Source organism: Rothia sp. HMSC068F09 (assembly GCF_001812775.1).
Lineage (GTDB): Bacteria > Actinomycetota > Actinomycetes > Actinomycetales > Micrococcaceae > Rothia > Rothia mucilaginosa_A.
Genome location: NZ_KV810425.1, coordinates 7,596 through 25,382, shown reverse-complemented (window position 1 = coordinate 25,382; position 17,787 = coordinate 7,596). Strand labels below are relative to the sequence as shown.

The following is a 17,787-nucleotide window of genomic DNA, read 5'->3' as shown; positions in this document are numbered from 1 at the left end:
CGAGGCAACCGCACCCGCTCAAGGTGAGTAGCTGATACTGCACGAGGCGCATGCCGGGCACGCGGGGCAGGCTCCATCCTCGAGGCGCCTATGTTGTTTATAAGCTAGGGTGCCGCAGAGGGGGCACTCCCCCGCCCGCGTTGTCCGGTGAAGACTCAACTGTTGCCACCTACCCCTGCCTGTGGGCTCCGGTGTGCTTCCAACAGTCACCATTTCCATAGCCGTCTTTATCGGCACAACCACACACCAGAAAAGAACTAACAATGATGTTCAACCGTACTTCTATTGCCGCGCTCTCTGCGGCAATGATGCTGACCCTGTCCGCTTGTTCCGGCGGCGCGCAGGTCAGCGCAGAATCGAGTGCTTCCACTTCCGCGAGCGCTGAATCGGCAAGCGCTGAGGCTTCTGCAACTCCCACTGCTACTCCTTCGCCCACTCCGACCGGCCCGTCTGGCTCCGAAATCGAACTGATTTACGCGAGCATGGACGTGAACAGCAACACGCTGGAAGCTGCTGATGCAACTGATAAGGCGGCACACGCCGCGTTGGAGCAGCATTTCCGTCTTTGGAATGCCTGGAGGCACGGGGATATCGAACACACCAGCGATGAGGAGCTGGTCCGGTACGTACATAAAGACGTGCTCGAAAGCGTGAAGAAGACTGTGGAGAATTTTTATGAGCTCTCTCAGGAAGCTCCCGCGAACGGCGATATTATCTTCCGTGATGCTAAGACAAAAGAGATTTACGGAAGCATCAAGGATGACGGGTCACGCGTATACAATACCGGCGTGGTTATCACCTACTGTGAAGACTGGAGTGATCTTCGCCGGGTAGATGGTGAGAAAGTTGATTCACCTCTGCAGACGCGAGAAATCACTTTTATTCGTCGCGCAGAGGATGGTGCGTTCGTTATTGCCAAGATGCGAACCGTACGTAAAGGTTGCGGAGGCGAAGCAGACGCTACGAACGAGGCAACCGCACCCGCTCAAGGTGAGTAACTGATACTGCACGAGCGCATACCGGGCACGCGGGGCGGGGGCTCCGTCCTCAAGGCGCTCAGCGCCGCAGAGGGGGCACTCCCCCGCCTGCGTTGTCTGGTGAAGCCTCCACCGATGCACCTTAACCGGCGCCTCTCCCATCCCCTGCGAGCGCATCCGCACCCAATACGGAACCCCACGCAGAACTGCCCCAACCAAGCGCAACCTAGACACAGAAAACCCCCGCCGTCCTGTAGCGAACTACAGTACGGTGGGGGTTTCACGTACGCTCCCTGCGGGTGCATCCTCAACGGCGGCAAACCAACCAGCCATAAAAGCTGGCGGGCAGGCCGCGGCGGGACGTCTTACGCGAGCAGGGTCGGCTTCACCTGACGGAGCTTATCCAGCAGACCGTTCACGAACTTCGGAGATTCATTCGTGGACAGCACACGCGCCAGACCGACAGCCTCAGAAATTGCGACAGCATCCGGAACTTCATCATTGTACAGAAGCTCCCAAGTGCCAATACGCAGCACGGCACGGTCCACGGCGGGCATACGCTCGAAGGACCAGTCACGGGCGTAAGTCTCCACAAACTCGCGGATCTCTTCGTCGTGGTCGCGGACGCCACGAATGATTTCCTCAGAGTAAGCAGAGATCTGCGCTACCGTGTACAGTCGGCGGCGGCGGAGTACCTCAATATAATCTTCGTTGCGCTGATCCGCCTCGAAGAGCACTTCGAGGGCGCGCAATCGGGCTTTCGTACGCGAATTCATTAGTCGTTCACGCGACCGAGGTACTCACCGGTGCGGGTATCAACCTTGACCTTGGTGCCGGTCTCCAGGAACAGGGGAACCTGAATCTCGTAGCCGGTCTCAACGGTTGCGGGCTTGGTGCCGCCGGTGGAGCGGTCACCCTGCAGGCCGGGCTCGGTGTAGGTGATTTCGAGGACCACGGATGCGGGCAGCTCGATGTACAGGGGGCTACCCTCGTGCATTGCGATGGTTGCGGTCTGGGACTCGAGCATGTAGTTTGCTGCGTCGCCGACAACGGTTGCGGGAACGTTGATCTGGTCGTAGGTCTTCATGTCCATGAAGACGTAGTCGTCGCCGTCCTGGTACAGGTACTGGTAGTCGGAGCGGTCAACGGTTGCGGTTTCGATCTTAGCGCCAGCGTTGAAGGTACGGTCGACGACCTTGCCGGAGGTAACGTTGCGCAGCTTGGTGCGGACGAATGCGCCACCCTTGCCGGGCTTAACGTGCTGGAACTCTACGACGGACCAGAGGTTGCCGTCAATCTTCAGGACGGCGCCGTTCTTAATATCGGTAGTGGATGCCATGGGGCTCTCCTTCGTGTCATCGACGCTCACGCCGTAGTGGTACCCGGCGAGGCGCTAAGTTTTCAATGAGCAAAAATATGTCCCGTACATTCTACAGGATGCGCACGAATTTGCCTAGCAGGGGCGCCACAGTTTTTCTGTGGCACCCCGCCCGGCTGCCGCATGCTGGTGTGCATATGCTGGCAGCCGCGTGGCGGGTGCATCCGGTAAATGTACGGGACCCGTCACCTACTCGGTAATCTCCTGGTAGGTCATGTACAGGATCGAGTCGTCCGGCACCTCGTAGACGCGCGGGCGAGCCAAACCGTCAAGAATGATGAAGCGCAGCAGGTTGCCGCGTGCCTTCTTGTCGCGGCGCATTGCTTCGAGCAGCTGGGGCCATGCGTCTGCCTTGTAGGAGGTGGGCAGGCCCAGGGATTCGAGGATGCGGCGGGTGCGTGCCACGAGTTCTTCGTCGGCGTGGCCGGTTGCCAGCGCCAGTTCGGCGGCGTAGACCATGCCGACGGACACTGCCGCGCCGTGACGCCACTGGTAGCGTTCGTTACGCTCGATGGCGTGGGCGAGGGTGTGGCCGTAGTTCAGGATTTCGCGGCGGCCGGATTCGCGCAGGTCCTCGGAGACGACCTCAGCCTTCACGCGCACGCTGCGTTCAATGAGTTCACGCATCACGGCGGACTGCGAGTCGCGCACGGCGTTCGGGTTCGCCTCAATCAGGTCAAGGATTTCGGGGTCTGCGATGAAGCCGCACTTGACGACCTCACCCATGCCGGTCAGCAGCTCATGCTCAGGCAGGGTGCGCAGGGTGCCAATCTCGCAGAGCACCGCGGCGGGCGGCCAGAACGCGCCGACCAGGTTCTTACCCTCGGCGGTGTTGATGCCGGTCTTACCGCCCACGGCAGCGTCCACCATGCCGAGCAGGGTGGTCGGAATGTGGATGACGCGCACGCCGCGCAGCCAGGTTGCCGCGACGAAGCCGGCAACGTCGGTAATGGCACCGCCGCCCACAGAGATGATCGCGTCGGTGCGGGTGAAGTCGTTCTGACCGAGCACCTGCCAGCAGAACGCCGCCACCTGGTAGTGCTTTGCCTCCTCAGCGTCCGGAATTTCGGCGCTGAACGATTCGTAGCCCATGGCACGCAGGTCTTCCATGACCAGCTCACCGGTGGAACGCAGGGCACGCGGGTGAATCACGAGCACCTTCTTGGCGCGGTTGCCCAGAATTTCGGGGATTTTACCGAGCAGGTTGTGGCCGATGAGAACCTCATAGTTCTCACGCGGGGAGCTGCCGGTCACCGGGATGCGGGTGATATCTTCCGCGCCGGAGGCACCGAAAGTGGGGGTGGGCTGAGTGCTCATCATGTGTCCTTTCACAGGTGAGGGGTTATGCTTGGGGGCGCTGCGCGCGGGAGGTGCGGGTTGCGGTCACGTACGCCTGAATCTCTGCGGTCATCTCGGTAATGGGGCGGCCGCCACGAGCGTCCAGGGTGAAGTGCGCCAGCTCCTCATAGCGGCTGCGGCGACGCTCAAAAATTTCGGTCCAGCGCTCGACCGGGTTCGGCTGCAACAGCGGGCGGGTCTTATTGCCGGTAATGCGCGGGGTGACGGTCTCGGCATCAACCAGAATGTACACCACGCACTCATCCTTGAGGAGCTCCGCAACCGAATCGGTCATGGGCGCGCCGCCGCCGAGCGAAAACACCGTGTTGCGGTACACCGGGGAGGTCAGCACCTCTTCGATGGTCTTGCGTTCCAGCTCGCGGAAGTGCGCCTCACCGAAAATCTCGAAAATTTCGGAGACCTCGCCGTAGCGTTCCACGATCAGCTGGTCGGCGTCGAGGAACTCGTAGCCGTAGAAACGCGCCAGGTGCGTGCCAATGTAGGTCTTACCTGCCGCCATGGGGCCAATGAGCACGATGGGGCGCGACTGCTCGGCAAAGTTCTCGTGCATCTCGCGCACCTGCTGGGGGTGGATGCGGGCGGACTCCTCGATCTCGCCGGGCTCAAGTTCAAGAGGCTCAAGTTCACCGGGCTCGAGCTCGGCGTTCAGCTCCGCCTCGGATGCGGCGCGCGCCTCAATCTCGGCCGCGGCCTCGGCGGAGTCCACCGCCGCGATTTCCTCGGCCACAGACTCAGCCACAGACTCAGCCACAGAAACCTGCACCTTGCCGAATAGCGCCGGGGTCGGACGTAGCGGCTTAGCCACAGCGGGCTTGGGCGCGGGGGCCGCGGAAGTTTCGGTCTGTGCCGGCGCGGGCTGGGGTTCGGCCTTCTGCGCGGGAGCAGGCACGAGGGCAGAGGTTGCGCTCTCCCCCGCCGCGGGCTGAGCCTGCTGCGGTGCGGCAGGTTTAGGAGCGGTCGGCTTCGGGGCGGCGGGTTTTGGAGCGGCGGGCTTGGGAACTTCCGCCTTTACGGGCTCCTCGCGAGGCTCCTCCTCAGCCATGCCCTGCAGGGCGCTGAGCAGCTTCAGGCGCAGGTCCTCATCCAGGCCCGCAACCGGGTCGGCATCCTCGGAGGCCGAGGAGGCGTACAGACGCACGCCCCGCGCGCTCACGGGAGCGGCGGGCAGGGGGCGAACACCCGAACGCATCAGGTCGGCGGGGGTGGGCACGCGAGAAGCCGCGCGCGCAGAGGAAGCCGAGCCGGCGGCCTCGGAACCCGCGTTAGATTCGGCACCCGCACCGGGTTTGCCCCCCGCACCGGGTTCACGGGAAGAAGCCTCGAGAGCGGTAACCTCGGCCGGCTTAGCCTCAACAGCCCGCTCAGCCGCGGAAGATACACTGGATTCCGGGCGCGGCGAAGCGCCCCCTCGCGCACGCTGCGCAGCCGCAGCAATACGCGCCAGGGGGCTCGACGCGACGGGGTGAACGCCCGCAGGCTCAACCGGAAGGGGCACTACGCGTCCCAACCGGCAACGTTAGACTCCCACGCCAAAGACGCCGGAATGGCCTCCAGGTAGGAATCCATGTTGCGGCGAGTCTCACCAATCGAGTCGCCGCCGAACTTCTCCAGCGCGGCCTCGGCCAGCACCAGGGAGACCATGGCCTCCGCCACCACGCCGGCGGCGGGAACGGCGCACACGTCCGAACGCTGGTGGTGGGCGCGAGCCTCTTCACCGGTGGAAGTGTCAATGGTCTTCAGGGCCTTCGGCACGGTCGCAATGGGCTTCATTGCCGCGCGCACACGCAGCAGGTCGCCAATGCTCATGCCGCCCTCAATACCACCTGCACGGTTGGTATCGCGGGTTACGCCGTGTTCACCAATGGAAATCTCGTCGTGAGCGGCAGTGCCCGGGCGGTCAGCGGTCGCGAAACCGTCGCCAACCTCAACGCCCTTAATCGCCTGAATACCCATCAGAGCTGCGGCAAGGCGTGCGTCCAGGCGGCGGTCCCAGTGCACATACGAACCCAGTCCGGGAGGCATACCGTACGCGAGCACCTCAACCACGCCGCCGAGAGTCTCGCCGTCCTTGTGCGCCTCGTCCACGCGCTGAACCATCGCGTCGGAGGTCGCCTTGTCGAAGCAGCGCAGCGGGTCAGCGTCCAGCTGGTCAACGTTGCGGGGCGAAGGCACCGGGGCGCCCTCGGGGGCGTGCACGCCACCCACAGCCACAGTGTGAGACACCAGCTCAACGCCCAGAGCCTTCAGAATCTGGGCGGCAACCACACCGAGCGCCACGCGGGTCGCGGTCTCACGAGCGGAGGCACGCTCCAGCACCGGGCGAGCCTCAGAGAAGTTGTACTTCTGCATGCCGGTAAAGTCGGCGTGACCGGGGCGCGGGCGAGTCAGCGCCGCGTTACGCGCGCGGTGCTCAATCAGCTTGGGGTCAACCGGATCGGAGCTCATCACGTCGGTCCACTTGGGCCACTCGGTGTTGGCAATCTCAATAGCGACCGGGCCGCCCTGAGTCAGGCCGTGACGCACACCGCCGAGGATGCGCACGCGGTCCTCCTCGAACTTCATGCGGGCACCGCGGCCGTAGCCGAGACGGCGGCGAGCCAGAGCGTCACGCACCATGTCGCTGGTGAGTTCCACACCGGCGGGAACGCCCTCAATGATGCCGACGAGCGCCTCGCCGTGGGATTCTCCGGCAGTGAGCCAACGAAGAGCCATAGGTTAACCTCTTTTCGTGTCACCCGCACCGGCGCGCAGGTGGAAGGAATAATAATTCTTCAATGTAGAAAGTGTATAAAATGCGGGCTTTACTCGGCGAGCGGCGCCGGGAGGTGTTCACGGGACGGAAGACCTACCGCCTCGCACATCGCATTGATCAGGCCCAGCAATTCGGCGGGCTGCAGGGTGCGATCCGTGAAGAGCAGAACCTGCTCGACGGCCTGGTAGAGAAGCATCTCCAGGCCCGAGACCACGGCTCCCCCGCTCGCCTCCCAAGCGCTCGCCAGCACCGAAGGCCACGGGTTATACGCAACATCCAGCAGTACCGGGCGGTGCGTCGCGGAGGCGCCCTTCAACCCGGTCAGCTGGCTCGCCCACTCGTCCGCCGCGCGGGCCGGTAGCGTAGAAATCACCGGGTGATGACCGCGCTCCGCAAGATTCTGCGGTAGCTCAGCAAGGGAAACCTGCTCCAGCTGAACGCCCAGGCGCTCGGCCACGGCCTGCAGGTCACCCAGCTTATGCAGCGAACGGGCGTACACGCTCACGCGGCGGTAACCCAGCTTATGCAGGGCGGTCAGGGCGGAAATCGCGGTCGCTCCCCCGCCAATCACGGCGGGCTCGTCGCGCTTGAGGTCCGGCTCCAAACCGGCATGACGCAGAGCGTTCACAATGCCGATCACGTCGGTGTTATCACCCAGCACCTTCTCGCCGCGCGGGTACACCGTGTTCACGGCGCCGGTCACGCGGGCGGTCTCGCTCAGCTCATCGCAGTACTGAATGACCGCGGTCTTCAGCGGCATGGTCACCGACAGGCCGGCAATATACGGGGCTTCCTCGGTGCCAGCCGGGTTACGCACGCCGCGCATAATCTCCGGCAAGTCCTCGGGCAGGGTATCGCGGCGATCGTACTCGAGGTTCGCCTCGCCCAGGTACGCGTACGCGGCCCGATGCAGCGCGGGCGAGAGCGAATGGGCAATCGGGTGGCCCAGCACGTAGGCGCGGCGAAGATACGGGGCTTCGCGGTACGGTTCAGTCTTCATCGATACTCTTTCGCTCTCAATGCCGGGTCACGGACGGCCGCGGGGGCCACCTCCCATTTTAGCGGGTACAGCAAAGGCGGGCACCGCCCCACTCTCGTGGGAACGATGCCCGCCCTCTACATCAGCTACAGCTTAGTTACAGCGGCCCGGGTGCTTCGAGCACCACTGGTTGTACTCTTCCACGTAACGCTGGTGCTCAGCGTAAGTGCGGGAGTACTTGGTCTCGCCGGAATCCAGGTCGACGGTCACCCAGTAGTAGTACGGGTTCTTCTCCGGAGCGGCGGCGGCCTTGATGGACGCCAGCTGCGGGGAACCAATCGGACCCTTCGGCAGACCCTTGTTCGCGTACGTGTTGTACTTGTTGCTCTTGTCTGCCTTCTGCTCCTCCGTCAGGTGGTAGGAGCGGACACCCAGACCGTAGGTCACGGTTGCGTCCGACTGAATCAGGCCGGAGGTCTCACCATCCGGGTTGTTCAGACGGTTCTCAATGATGCCCGCAACCGCCACGTAGTCCTTCGGCTGAGCCTCAAGCTCCACGATGGAGGCGATGGTCAGCACCTCGAAGGTCTTCTGATCGCCGCTCACGCCGGCTTCCTTCAGGTCGGCCTTGGTCTTATCGACCATGGTCTGAATGACCTTCTTGATGTCGGTGTCCTTCGGGAATCGGTACTCGCCCGGGTGCAGCCAACCCTCAATCGAGGGGAAGTTGCTCGGCACGCCGTACTGCGTGTAGTTCTGCACGGCCTCTTCCACCTGCTTGCGGGTGAACGCGCCGTCAGAGCCGGAAACGATCAGGTCGATGGTCTCGGTCACGCGCTTACCCTGCGGAATTGCCAGGTACAGCACGTTGCTGTTCGCCTCGATAATCGTGTTGATCGCACTCGAGCTGCTCATGTGCTGCTGAAGCTCGTAGGTGCCCGGCTGCAGGTACTTGCCCTTGCTTTCCTTGCTGTACACCTCGACGAACTTATCCGCGTCGGCAATCACGCCGGCCGCCTCAAGTTCCTCAGCCACCTGCGCGGTGGACTGACCCGAGCGGATCGTGAAGGTCACGGCCGTGCCGTTACCGCCACCGGAGTAGTCTCGCGTCTTGAACGGATCGTACCGCGTGATGAAAGCGGCAGAAATAATCACCAGGGCCGCCACGAAGAGCGACATGGCGCTCAGCATGATGGCGCGGCGACGGCGCTTGCGAGCACGCAGGGTCGCTACAGAGACAACCTCGTGCTCCAAGGTAATGCCGGTAATGCCTTTTTCCTCATCGGCTTTCGTCGGCCGAAAAAGGTCCAGACCGCTCTCTTCGGGGTGTTCCTCGGAATGTTTATTCTTTTCGGTCACTGAAGGTTCTCCGTTTCATTGACGGCACCAACCGCAGCCCCTTCTAACTCGTGCGATCGGTTCTCTTCGTGGGCCGGATCGCTCACCTTGTACCCGGCTACGGACTGCCCTGCCTTGAGGGCGTCCAGGCTGTACTGCAAAATGTTCACAGCCGCCACCTGGTCAACCATAGTCTTGAAGTCTCGGCTGGATACCCCAGCCTCGTGCAGTGCACGGTGAGCGCTCACGGTGGTGAGTCGCTCATCCACCAGCCAAATGTTAATGTGTGTCTTATTTTCGGCGTCCAGCTCGGAGCGCAGAGCCTGAGCGTATTCCCGAGCCATCTCGGTCGAGGAGGACTCCCCGCCGCGCATGGTCTTCGGGAGGCCGACGAAAACCTCGACCACCTCGTTCACCTCAATCAGCTTGCGTAGCACGCGACGATCGGAGTTCTTCTTCTCGTCGCGACGCAGCGTCTTGAGCGGGGTGGCGAGGATGCCGTCGGGGTCGCTGAGGGCGGTGCCGACGCGGGCCTTACCCACGTCAACACCCATCCGCACTCCGCGCTGGAATTCTGCCATGTTTAGGCCTGAGCCTGTGCGATAGCGTCGCGAACGGCGTCCAGAGCGGCACCAATCTTGGATGCGTCCTGGCCACCGCCCTGAGCGACGTCGTCCTTACCGCCGCCGCCACCGCCGAGCACGCCGGCGGCCACGCGGACCAGTGCGCCAGCCTTCACGCCGGCGGAGCGAGCGCCCTCGGTGGTTGCCACGAGGGTCACGGGACGGCCGTTGGATACGCCGGCCACGGCCACCACGGCGGCTTCGGAGCCGAAGCGGGAACGCAGGTCCAGGGCCAGCTCGCGCACGCCGTTGGCGTCCAGCTCGCCGGCATTGTGGGCCAGAACGCGCACGGAGCCGATGGTCTGTGCGTTCTCCAGAAGCTTGCCGGCCTCGGCCTGCAGCTTCTCGCGACGCAGCTGAGCCAGCTCCTTCTCGGCGGCCTTCAGCTTAGCCAGGGTCTGGTTAATCTTCTCGGGCAGGTCTGCGGAGGACTGAACCTTCATCAGGCCGGTCAGCTGGTTCACCAGGGTGCGCTCAGCTGCCAGGTGGTTGAAGGAGTCCAGACCCACCAGGGCCTCGACGCGGCGGTTGCCGGAGCCCACGGAGCTCTCGGTCAGCAGCGACAGCGAACCAATCTCGGCAGAGGTGCCCACGTGGGTACCACCGCACAGCTCGCGGGAGAAGTCGCCGCCAATCTCAACCACGCGCACCACGTCGCCGTACTTCTCGCCGAAGAGGCTCATGGCGCCCAGAGCCTTCGCCTCGGCCAGCGGCATCACGCGGGTAATCACCTCGTGGTTGTCGCGGATGGCGAGGTTAGCAACCTCTTCCACCTCGCGCTTAGCGGACTCGGACAGGCCCTCGCCCCACGCGAAGTCGAAGCGCAGGTAGCCTTCCTTGTTGAAAGAGCCACGCTGGGTAGCCTCGTTGCCGAGCACCTGGTGCAGGGCGGCGTGGATGATGTGGGTACCCGAGTGTGCCTTCTCACCGTCGCGGCGGCGCTGCACGTCAACCTGTGCCACAACATCGGCACCGACGTGAGCCTCGCCCTCGCGCACGATGGCGCGGTGAACGCTCAGGCCCTTGACGGGCTGCTGAACGTCCTGAACGTCAATGATGAAGCCGTTACCGGTGATCACACCGGTGTCGGCTGCCTGGCCACCGGCCTCGGCGTAGAACGGGGTTTCGTCCAGGACGACCTCAATCTTGTCACCGGCCTTGGCGGCGGGCACGGACACGCCGTCCACCAGGATGGCGCGCAGCTTGGTCTCGGTGCGCAGCTCGGTGTAACCGGTGAAGATGGAGCCGCGCTCGTCCACGAGCTTACGCAGCTCGGAGAGGTCGGCAAAGGCACCCTTCTTAGCCTTGGCGTCAGCCTGTGCGCGGTGGCGCTGCTCGGCCATCAGCTCGCGGAAGGCCTTCTCGTCGACCTTCACGCCGGCCTCGGCGGCCATCTCGAGGGTCAGGTCAATCGGGAAGCCGTAGGTGTCGTGCAGGGCGAAGGCCTCGGCACCGGAAACGGAGTTCGAGCCGTCCTTCTTAGCGGCGGCCACGGCCTCTTCCAGACGCTCGGTACCGGTCTCGATGGTGTGCAGGAACGCCTTCTCCTCGGCGTAGGCAATGCGGGAGATACGCTCGAAGTCGTCAGCCACGTACGGGAAAGCGCCCTTCATCGCGTCACGCGAAGCCGGGAACAGCACGGGCAGGCAGGGCTCGGTCACGCCCAGCAGGCGCATAGCGCGGATCGCGCGGCGCATCAGGCGACGCAGAATGTAGCCGCGACCCTCGTTCGAGGGGGTCACGCCGTCGGCAATCAGCATGAGCGAGGAACGGATGTGGTCGGCCACCACGCGCATGCGCACGTCGTCCTCGTAGCCCTCGTCCTCGGCGGACTCGGAGCCGTGGTACTTCTTGCCGGAGAGCTTGGACGCCGCATCCAGCACGGGGCGCACCTGGTCGGTCTCGTAGAAGTTCTCGACACCCTGCAGCAGCATGGCCAGACGCTCAACGCCCAGGCCGGTATCGATGTTCTTCTTGGGCAGGTCACCCAGAATCTCGAAGTCGTCCTTGCCGATGCCCTCGCCACGCTGGTACTGCATGAACACGAGGTTCCAGATCTCGATGTAACGGTCGTCGTCAGCCGCCGGGCCGCCTTCCTTACCGTAGGCGGGGCCGCGGTCGTAGAAAATCTCGGAGTCGGGGCCTGCGGGGCCGGGCTGGCCGGTGGACCAGTAGTTCTCCTTCATGCCCATGCGCTGAATACGCTCGGCGGGGAAGCCCACCTTGTTGTGCCAGATGTCGAAGGCCTCGTCGTCACCCTCGTAAATGGTGACCCACAGGCGCTCGGGGTCCAGGCCAAAGCCGCCCTGATCCTGCGGGGTGGTCAGCAGCTCGTAGGCGAAGGGAATCGCCTGCTCCTTGAAGTAATCGCCGAAGGAGAAGTTACCGGCCATCTGGAAGAAAGTACCGTGACGTGCGGTCTTACCGACCTCTTCGATGTCCAGGGTGCGGATGCACTTCTGCACGCTGGTCGCGCGGGAGAACGGAGGGGTCTCACGGCCCAGGAAGTAGGGAATGAACGGAACCATGCCGGCGATGGTGAACATGGCGCCGGGTTCGTTCGAAATCAGCGATGCCGAAGGCACCACGGTGTGGCCGCGGGAAGCGAAGAAATCGATCCAGCGCTTGGAAATCTCCTGTGAGAGCATCTCGTTCCTTTGAATAATCTGTGCGAAATTCTAAATAGTCTACTGACCTATGGTGCCTCTCCGCGCGCAAAATGGCTAATCGAGGGGCCATTATGGGCCCCTCCAACGCCCTCACGCGACGGGCAAGTCGGTCCGGTAGACGGCGGCCTTTCGGCCAAAGTCTAGTTAGTTGAAGAAGTCGTCCCCGAGCTCGCGATCGCGGGCGATGCGCTGCTCGCGCGCCTTCTCCAGCGAGGCGATCTGCGACTCCACCTCAATGAGCTCGTGCTCGGCAATGCGGCGGTTTGCGGCCTCAATCTCGGTCGTGCTCATGCCCCTCTCCCAGGTGTCAAGGGAACCGGGACGCAGGTCCTGCTTCTGGCGCTCCACCTTGGCGTTGAGCTCCATCTCCTTCTCCTGCATACCCTCGCGCACGCGAGCGGCGAACTCGACGGCCTTCAGCGCGTAGGGCTGCAGGGGCTTGCCGAGGGGCGAATCGAAGAATTTTGCCATCTGAGACTCCGGGTTGAGGGCCAGCTCGCCGTGCTCACGCTTGAGCAGGGCGCTACCGGGGGTACGCTGTGCGGACTCGGAAGAGGAAGCGCGTCGGGAGGCAAGGTAGCCCGCCGCGGCACCGGCACCGAGCAGAAGAACGGAACGGAGCAGACCCATTAGTTCTCACCGCCCGCGGAGGTGCCACCCTGCTGGCCGGACTTGTTGCCGCCGCGGAAGGCCTGGCGCACGCCATAGGAGAAGGAGGCCACCTTAATCAGCGGCTGACCCACGGTCGAGGTCACCAGCGAGGACAGGGCCGAAACGTTCGCGGAGGCGTCCGAAACGTTCGAGGTGATGTCGTCAACCTTCTCGAGCTGCTCGTTGGTGGTCACCACGGTGCGGGTTACCTCTTCAATGAGCGGCGCGGTGCTCTGGTTGAGCGAACGAATCGTCACAATCAACTCATCAAACACCTTGGTCAGGCGAATAATGGGAAGGGCCAACAGCGCCACGAGAATCGCGAAAACTCCCGCCGCAATCAGGCCTGCAATATCTCCGCCAGTCATCTGTACCTCATTTCGCGTAACGCATGGTGCTTGTCAATAGTCGTACTCACCGGCGCGCCGCCGTGGCGCATCGGTCGGACTGCCTACACAGTTCAATCCCTTATTCTAGTCGAAAATTCCTTCTCGCGCCCCTTAAACTCTCATGAAACTCCCAGGATTGAACAATTCACAGGTTCCCCAATGAGCCGAGGCGAAGCCTGCATCCGAGGGGCAGAACCCCAAGCCGGGCCCTTAAACGGGAACAACCCGTCCCCCACCGAAACGGTACGGAACGGGTTGCTTCTCGAAAAATCGAGATTATGCCAGACGCGAGTAGTACTCAACGACCTGCTGCTCGTCGCAGATCACGGGGATCTCTTCGCGCTTGGGCTTGCGCTCAAGCTTTGCGTGCAGCTTCTCGATCTCAACGTTCAGGTATGCGGGAACCTCGGGCAGAACTGCCTGGTGCTCGCCAGCAGCCGCAGCCTGGAAGGGGGCAGTCTTCTCAGCCTTGGGGTGAACGTGGATCAGCTGGCCGGGCTTGACGAGGAACGAGGGGCGGTCCACGCGAACGCCGTCAACCAGAATGTGACGGTGAACAACCATCTGACGTGCCTGTGCAATGGTGCGGGCGAAACCTGCACGCAGAACCAGGGCATCGAGGCGGGTCTCGAGCAGCTCGACCAGGTTCTTACCGGTCTGGCCCTCAACGCGCTTTGCCTCGAGGTATGCGCGGCGCATCTGTGCCTCGCGGATGTTGTACTGAGCGCGCAGACGCTGCTTTTCCTTCAGCTGGGTAGCGTAGTTGGAGTCAGCCTTCTTGCGGGCACGGCCGTGCTGGCCGGGGCCGTAAGGACGACGCTCGAGGTACTTTTCTGCCTTCGGGGTCAGTGCAATGCCCAGGGCACGGGACTGACGCACGGTACGGCGGGTGCGGTTGTGCTTAGCCACAATCTACCTTTCTATGTGAGGCTCCTGCACCCTCACGGGTGGGGCCTCGGTCTGTTTGAATACTGGCCTCCTCGGTTGACCCCGCCGGGATCCGTACGCGACCGACTCGGTCGTTGCTGCGCGGCGGTGGGGCGGAGAGCTCGGGGCAGAGTACCCCGTAGCTACATTACTGACGCTCGCACGGATGCGGGCATAGCAATTGCCAGACCCGTCAAGCTTACCGGATGCGCCCCGGCTTTACCAGCCTTTTGGAGAATCTTTAGTTCAAATCACCGTTTGTGTGGGTTTTACACACTTTCCCACACGAACCCCATAGAGGATATTTGCACCCGTCAGAACCATTTAGGGGAGCCTTCCCCGCAAAATTGCCGGGCTCAGATGTTGGATTGTAATCAATCCGTTATTTTTAACCTGTGAATCTATGGGATTAGCTTGCTTTCGGGTTCTCGCATCGCCTAGACTAGGCGTACAAGCTTGGCGTCCGCCCTTCCGGGACTGGCCGACGGTCAAGACATCTATCACAACTCAAACTCTGATGCGGTGCGCAGTACGACCGAGGTACTGCGCACCGCATTTTGCGTGTGCTCACTGTCTGCTGTCCTATAGACGGGCCGGCGCGGGTGGTTTGCGCGGTGAGTCTGTGTGATGAGTTTGCGTGGTGAGTCCGCGCGGCTAGTCCGTGCGGCTGACTGGTTCGTACGGCCAAACTATTCAGCCAACCGGCCCGCGCGGCTAGTTCCCATGCGGCTAAACCGTTTAGCCAACCGGCCCGCGCGGCTAATTAGCACGGCTAGTCTGCGTGAGTAGTCTGCGCGGCAAGCGCGCGCCGCGGTTAGTTCGCGCGGTGAAACGGCGCGGCCCCTCCGCGCGGCTAGTTGCCGCCCTCAAGAATCCTGCGGATACGCTCACGACGCTCCGTCAACGTACGCTCAAAACCGTGCTGAGTCGGCTCGTAGTACACCGTGCCGCGCAGGGTCTCCGGCAGGTACTGCTGCGCCGCCACGTGGCCCGGCGCATCGTGCGCATAAATGTAGCCGTCGCCGTGACCAAATTGCTTAGCCCCCGCATAGTGAGCGTCGCGCAGGTGCACCGGAACCTGACCCGAGGCGCCCGCACGCACATCCGCAATCGCGCGGTTAATCGCGTTATAGGCGGCGTTCGACTTCGGCGCGAGCGCACAATAAATCACCGCCTGCGAGAGGATAATGCGCGCCTCCGGCATGCCCACCAGCGCCACCGACTGCGCCGCGGCCGTCGCCACCTGCAGGGCCTGCGGATCAGCCAGGCCAATGTCCTCGCTCGCCAGAATCATGATGCGACGCGCCACGAAGCGCGGGTCCTCGCCGCCCTCCAACATGCGCGCCAGGTAGTGCACCGCGGCATCCGCGTCAGAGCCGCGCATGGACTTGATGAACGCGCTCACCACGTCATAGTGCTGGTCACCCGAACGGTCGTAACGAATTGCGGCGCGGTCCACCGCCTCCACGGCGTGGGCGAGGGTAATACGCACGGGGGCGGCGGGTTTCGGGGACTTCTCCCCCGCCGGGTCTTCTGAATCCTCGGCGGGGTCGGGCTGCGCAAGGTCGGACTGAGCGGGGCCATTCTCAGCCGGGCTGGTTTCGGCGGTTTCGGCGGAGCCGCCCCCGTGCGAGCCGGCGGCCTCTGCCGAAGCCTGTTCGGCCTCGCTGAACGCGATGGCGGCCGCCGCCTCCAGCGAGGTCAGGGAGCGGCGAGCGTCGCCTCCGGAAACCGCCGCGAGGTGAGCGCGCGCATCCTCATCAATCACCGCCGCACCGTCAAAACCGCGCGGGTCGGCCAACGCACGGTCAATCAGCCGCTCAATATCGGACTGCTCCAGCGAATGAACCCGCAGTAACAGCGAGCGCGACAGTAGCGGCGAAATAATGCTGAACGACGGGTTCTCGGTCGTGGCCGCCACCAGAATCACCCAGCGGTTCTCCACGCCGGGCAGGAGCGCATCCTGCTGAGCCTTCGTGAAACGATGAATCTCGTCGAGGAACAGCACGGTGGTCGTGCCGTACATGTCGCGGTCGAGCAGCGCCTGATCCATGACCGCGCGAACGTCCTTCACACCCGCGGTAATCGCCGAAAGCTCCACGAACTTGCGGCCCGGCGCGCGCGCAATCACATGCGCCAGGGTGGTCTTACCCGTACCCGGAGGGCCGTACAGAATCACCGAGGACGGGCCAGCCGGACCGGCGTTCTCCCCCGCCAACACGCGCAGGGGCGAGCCGGGGGTCAGCAGGTGCTCCTGGCCGAGAACCTCGTCAATGGTGCGCGGACGCATGCGCACCGCCAGGGGCGCACGAGACGCCGAACGGGCAGAGCGCGCACGCGACGCAGAGGTGCGCGAGGAGGCGGACTCCTCGGCGGGCGCACCAATCAGGCTCACGCGGTCCCCGTCGTCGGGCAGCTCAAGATCAAAGAGGGAATCAGCCATAGTCTTACTCTATCGTTTCAAAGGCTTGAGGCGGGCGCGGGGTGTGGATTTACAGGCGTGGATTTAGCTCGCGGCGTGAAGCCACGGATTTTGTCAACGGGGTTTTCGATAGGTTAGTGTCGTCGCCGCGGGTTTATGACCCAGGAGTAAAGTTACAGATCCGGGGCAATCCGCTAGCCCAACGAGGGCGCTGAACTAGCCCCTCGAGGGCGCCGGCTTAGAGGGTCTCGCTGTCGAGAATCAGGGTCACCGGGCCGTCATTGACCAGCTCCACCTGCATGTCCGCGCCGAACACGCCCGTCTCAACGTGCAGGCCGTGGCCGCGCAGCGCCTGAACGTAGTCGTTGAACAGCGGCTCGCTCACCGGGCCCGGGGCCGCGGCAGACCAGGAGGGGCGGCGACCCTTCTTCGCATCCCCGTAGAGGGTGAACTGGCTGACCGCCAGCACGGGCGCGCCCTCATCCAGCAGGGACTTCTCCCCCTCCAGCAGGCGCAGGTTCGCGGTCTTATCGGCAAGCTTCGCAACCTGCGCCGCACCGTCACCGTGCGTGATACCGACCAGCACCAGGTAGCCGGGCTGCTCAATCGCGCCGACCGTCTCACCCGCCACGCGCACCGCCGCGCGGGTTACGCGCTGAATAACTACTCGCATTGTTCACCTTTCGTCATCGAGCCGACTTTCGCCGGGCTCGCACATCTCTTTCGACGCCATTCACGGCGGTCGGTTGAGAAGAAGCCGCAGTTCTAGAGGCAGCCGCCTCAGAGCACGCCACGCAGCTGCACGGCACGCAAAAACTGGTTCGCCGCCCGCGGGGTACGGAACTCAATAAAACGCTTCTGCAGATGCTGCCCGCGGGCCTCCGCCAGCAGCTCCCCGACGTGCGGGTAGCTTCTCCACGTGTACCGAATCATGTTGTCCGGGTCGCGCAGAATATTCCACAGCGGCGGCTCCACGTTATCAGCCCACAGCTTCTGCCCCGTCACCGCGCGGCGCACCGTCCGGCGAACCACACGCCACATGACCACCGCGCGGCTATAGCGCAGGTAAATCACCACGTCCGCGCGCTCCAGCAGGCGGCCACGCACCTGCGGATACTGCCACTCCGTAATCCACGCGGGCCGCTCGATGAGCGCCTGAACGTCCGCCTCAAAGCTGGGGCGCGGAGTCCAGTCCGGACCCCAATGCAACGAATCCATCTCCGTATGCGGAATGTCCAGGATGCGCCCCAACCGCGCCGCAAACGTCGTCTTACCGCTACCGCTCGGGCCGGCAATCAGGATGCGCATGCTCCCCCCCCCCCC

Annotated in this window: 16 protein-coding genes; 1 reads left to right on the top strand and 15 read right to left on the bottom strand. The window is 63.5% G+C overall.

The features are described 5' to 3' along the window. Positions 1-263 precede the first annotated feature (263 nt). The gene (locus HMPREF2874_RS04815; RefSeq protein ID WP_070649132.1) at positions 264-998 is read left to right on the top strand and encodes a hypothetical protein; all 735 of its coding nucleotides are present in this window, start codon (positions 264-266) and stop codon (positions 996-998) included. 344 nt (positions 999-1,342) lie between these two features. On the opposite strand, the gene nusB is transcribed toward HMPREF2874_RS04815, so the two are convergent. The 15 genes from nusB to HMPREF2874_RS04740 form a co-directional block, all read right to left on the bottom strand. Further along, a complete protein-coding gene (gene nusB, locus HMPREF2874_RS04810; protein WP_005505934.1) occupies positions 1,343-1,753 on the bottom strand; it encodes a transcription antitermination factor NusB in 411 nt (136 codons plus the stop codon). Beyond that, positions 1,753-2,316 carry an elongation factor P gene (gene efp / locus HMPREF2874_RS04805; RefSeq protein ID WP_005505932.1) on the bottom strand — a complete coding sequence of 188 codons (564 nt, stop codon included), beginning with the start codon at positions 2,314-2,316 and terminating at the stop codon, positions 1,753-1,755. The genes nusB and efp overlap by 1 nt, the downstream gene beginning before the upstream one ends. A 228-nt stretch (positions 2,317-2,544) precedes the next feature. Continuing rightward, positions 2,545-3,672, bottom strand: coding sequence for a 3-dehydroquinate synthase (aroB, locus tag HMPREF2874_RS04800; RefSeq protein WP_044150414.1), 1,128 nt, complete (start codon positions 3,670-3,672; stop codon positions 2,545-2,547). Between the two features lie 25 nt (positions 3,673-3,697). Further along, positions 3,698-5,209 carry a shikimate kinase gene (locus HMPREF2874_RS09015; protein ID WP_246823778.1) on the bottom strand — a complete coding sequence of 504 codons (1,512 nt, stop codon included), beginning with the start codon at positions 5,207-5,209 and terminating at the stop codon, positions 3,698-3,700. Continuing rightward, complete coding sequence (aroC, locus tag HMPREF2874_RS04790) at positions 5,209-6,426, bottom strand: chorismate synthase (protein ID WP_070649131.1); 1,218 nt, start codon at positions 6,424-6,426, stop codon at positions 5,209-5,211. The genes HMPREF2874_RS09015 and aroC overlap by 1 nt, the downstream gene beginning before the upstream one ends. Positions 6,427-6,515: 89 nt before the next feature. Beyond that, positions 6,516-7,466, bottom strand: coding sequence for a shikimate dehydrogenase (locus HMPREF2874_RS04785; RefSeq protein ID WP_070649130.1), 951 nt, complete (start codon positions 7,464-7,466; stop codon positions 6,516-6,518). Between the two features lie 132 nt (positions 7,467-7,598). After that, positions 7,599-8,804 (bottom strand): endolytic transglycosylase MltG, encoded by a 1,206-nt coding sequence (mltG, locus tag HMPREF2874_RS04780; RefSeq protein ID WP_070649129.1) that lies wholly within the window; start codon positions 8,802-8,804, stop codon positions 7,599-7,601. Continuing rightward, positions 8,801-9,364 carry a Holliday junction resolvase RuvX gene (gene ruvX / locus HMPREF2874_RS04775; RefSeq protein ID WP_049346314.1) on the bottom strand — a complete coding sequence of 188 codons (564 nt, stop codon included), beginning with the start codon at positions 9,362-9,364 and terminating at the stop codon, positions 8,801-8,803. Before ruvX ends, mltG begins: the two co-directional genes overlap by 4 nt. A gap of 2 nt (positions 9,365-9,366) precedes the next feature. Beyond that, positions 9,367-12,054 carry an alanine--tRNA ligase gene (alaS, locus tag HMPREF2874_RS04770; RefSeq protein ID WP_070649128.1) on the bottom strand — a complete coding sequence of 896 codons (2,688 nt, stop codon included), beginning with the start codon at positions 12,052-12,054 and terminating at the stop codon, positions 9,367-9,369. A gap of 165 nt (positions 12,055-12,219) precedes the next feature. After that, the gene (locus HMPREF2874_RS04765; RefSeq protein WP_070649127.1) at positions 12,220-12,705 is read right to left on the bottom strand and encodes a peptide chain release factor 4; all 486 of its coding nucleotides are present in this window, start codon (positions 12,703-12,705) and stop codon (positions 12,220-12,222) included. Next, entirely contained in the window at positions 12,705-13,094 is a 390-nt protein-coding gene (locus HMPREF2874_RS04760) for a DUF948 domain-containing protein (RefSeq protein ID WP_049334273.1), read from the bottom strand. The genes HMPREF2874_RS04765 and HMPREF2874_RS04760 overlap by 1 nt, the downstream gene beginning before the upstream one ends. Before the next feature lie 297 nt (positions 13,095-13,391). After that, on the bottom strand, positions 13,392-14,024 hold the full coding sequence (rpsD, locus tag HMPREF2874_RS04755) for a 30S ribosomal protein S4 (protein ID WP_049343763.1): 633 nt from the start codon (positions 14,022-14,024) through the stop codon (positions 13,392-13,394). Positions 14,025-14,895: 871 nt separating this feature from the next. Next, on the bottom strand, positions 14,896-16,485 hold the full coding sequence (locus tag HMPREF2874_RS04750; protein WP_070649126.1) for a replication-associated recombination protein A: 1,590 nt from the start codon (positions 16,483-16,485) through the stop codon (positions 14,896-14,898). Positions 16,486-16,702: 217 nt separating this feature from the next. Continuing rightward, positions 16,703-17,137, bottom strand: a complete 435-nt coding sequence (dtd, locus tag HMPREF2874_RS04745; RefSeq protein ID WP_070649125.1) for a D-aminoacyl-tRNA deacylase — start codon at positions 17,135-17,137, stop codon at positions 16,703-16,705. Positions 17,138-17,244: 107 nt separating this feature from the next. Then, on the bottom strand, positions 17,245-17,772 hold the full coding sequence (locus tag HMPREF2874_RS04740; protein WP_070649155.1) for a P-loop NTPase family protein: 528 nt from the start codon (positions 17,770-17,772) through the stop codon (positions 17,245-17,247). Positions 17,773-17,787 lie beyond the last annotated feature (15 nt).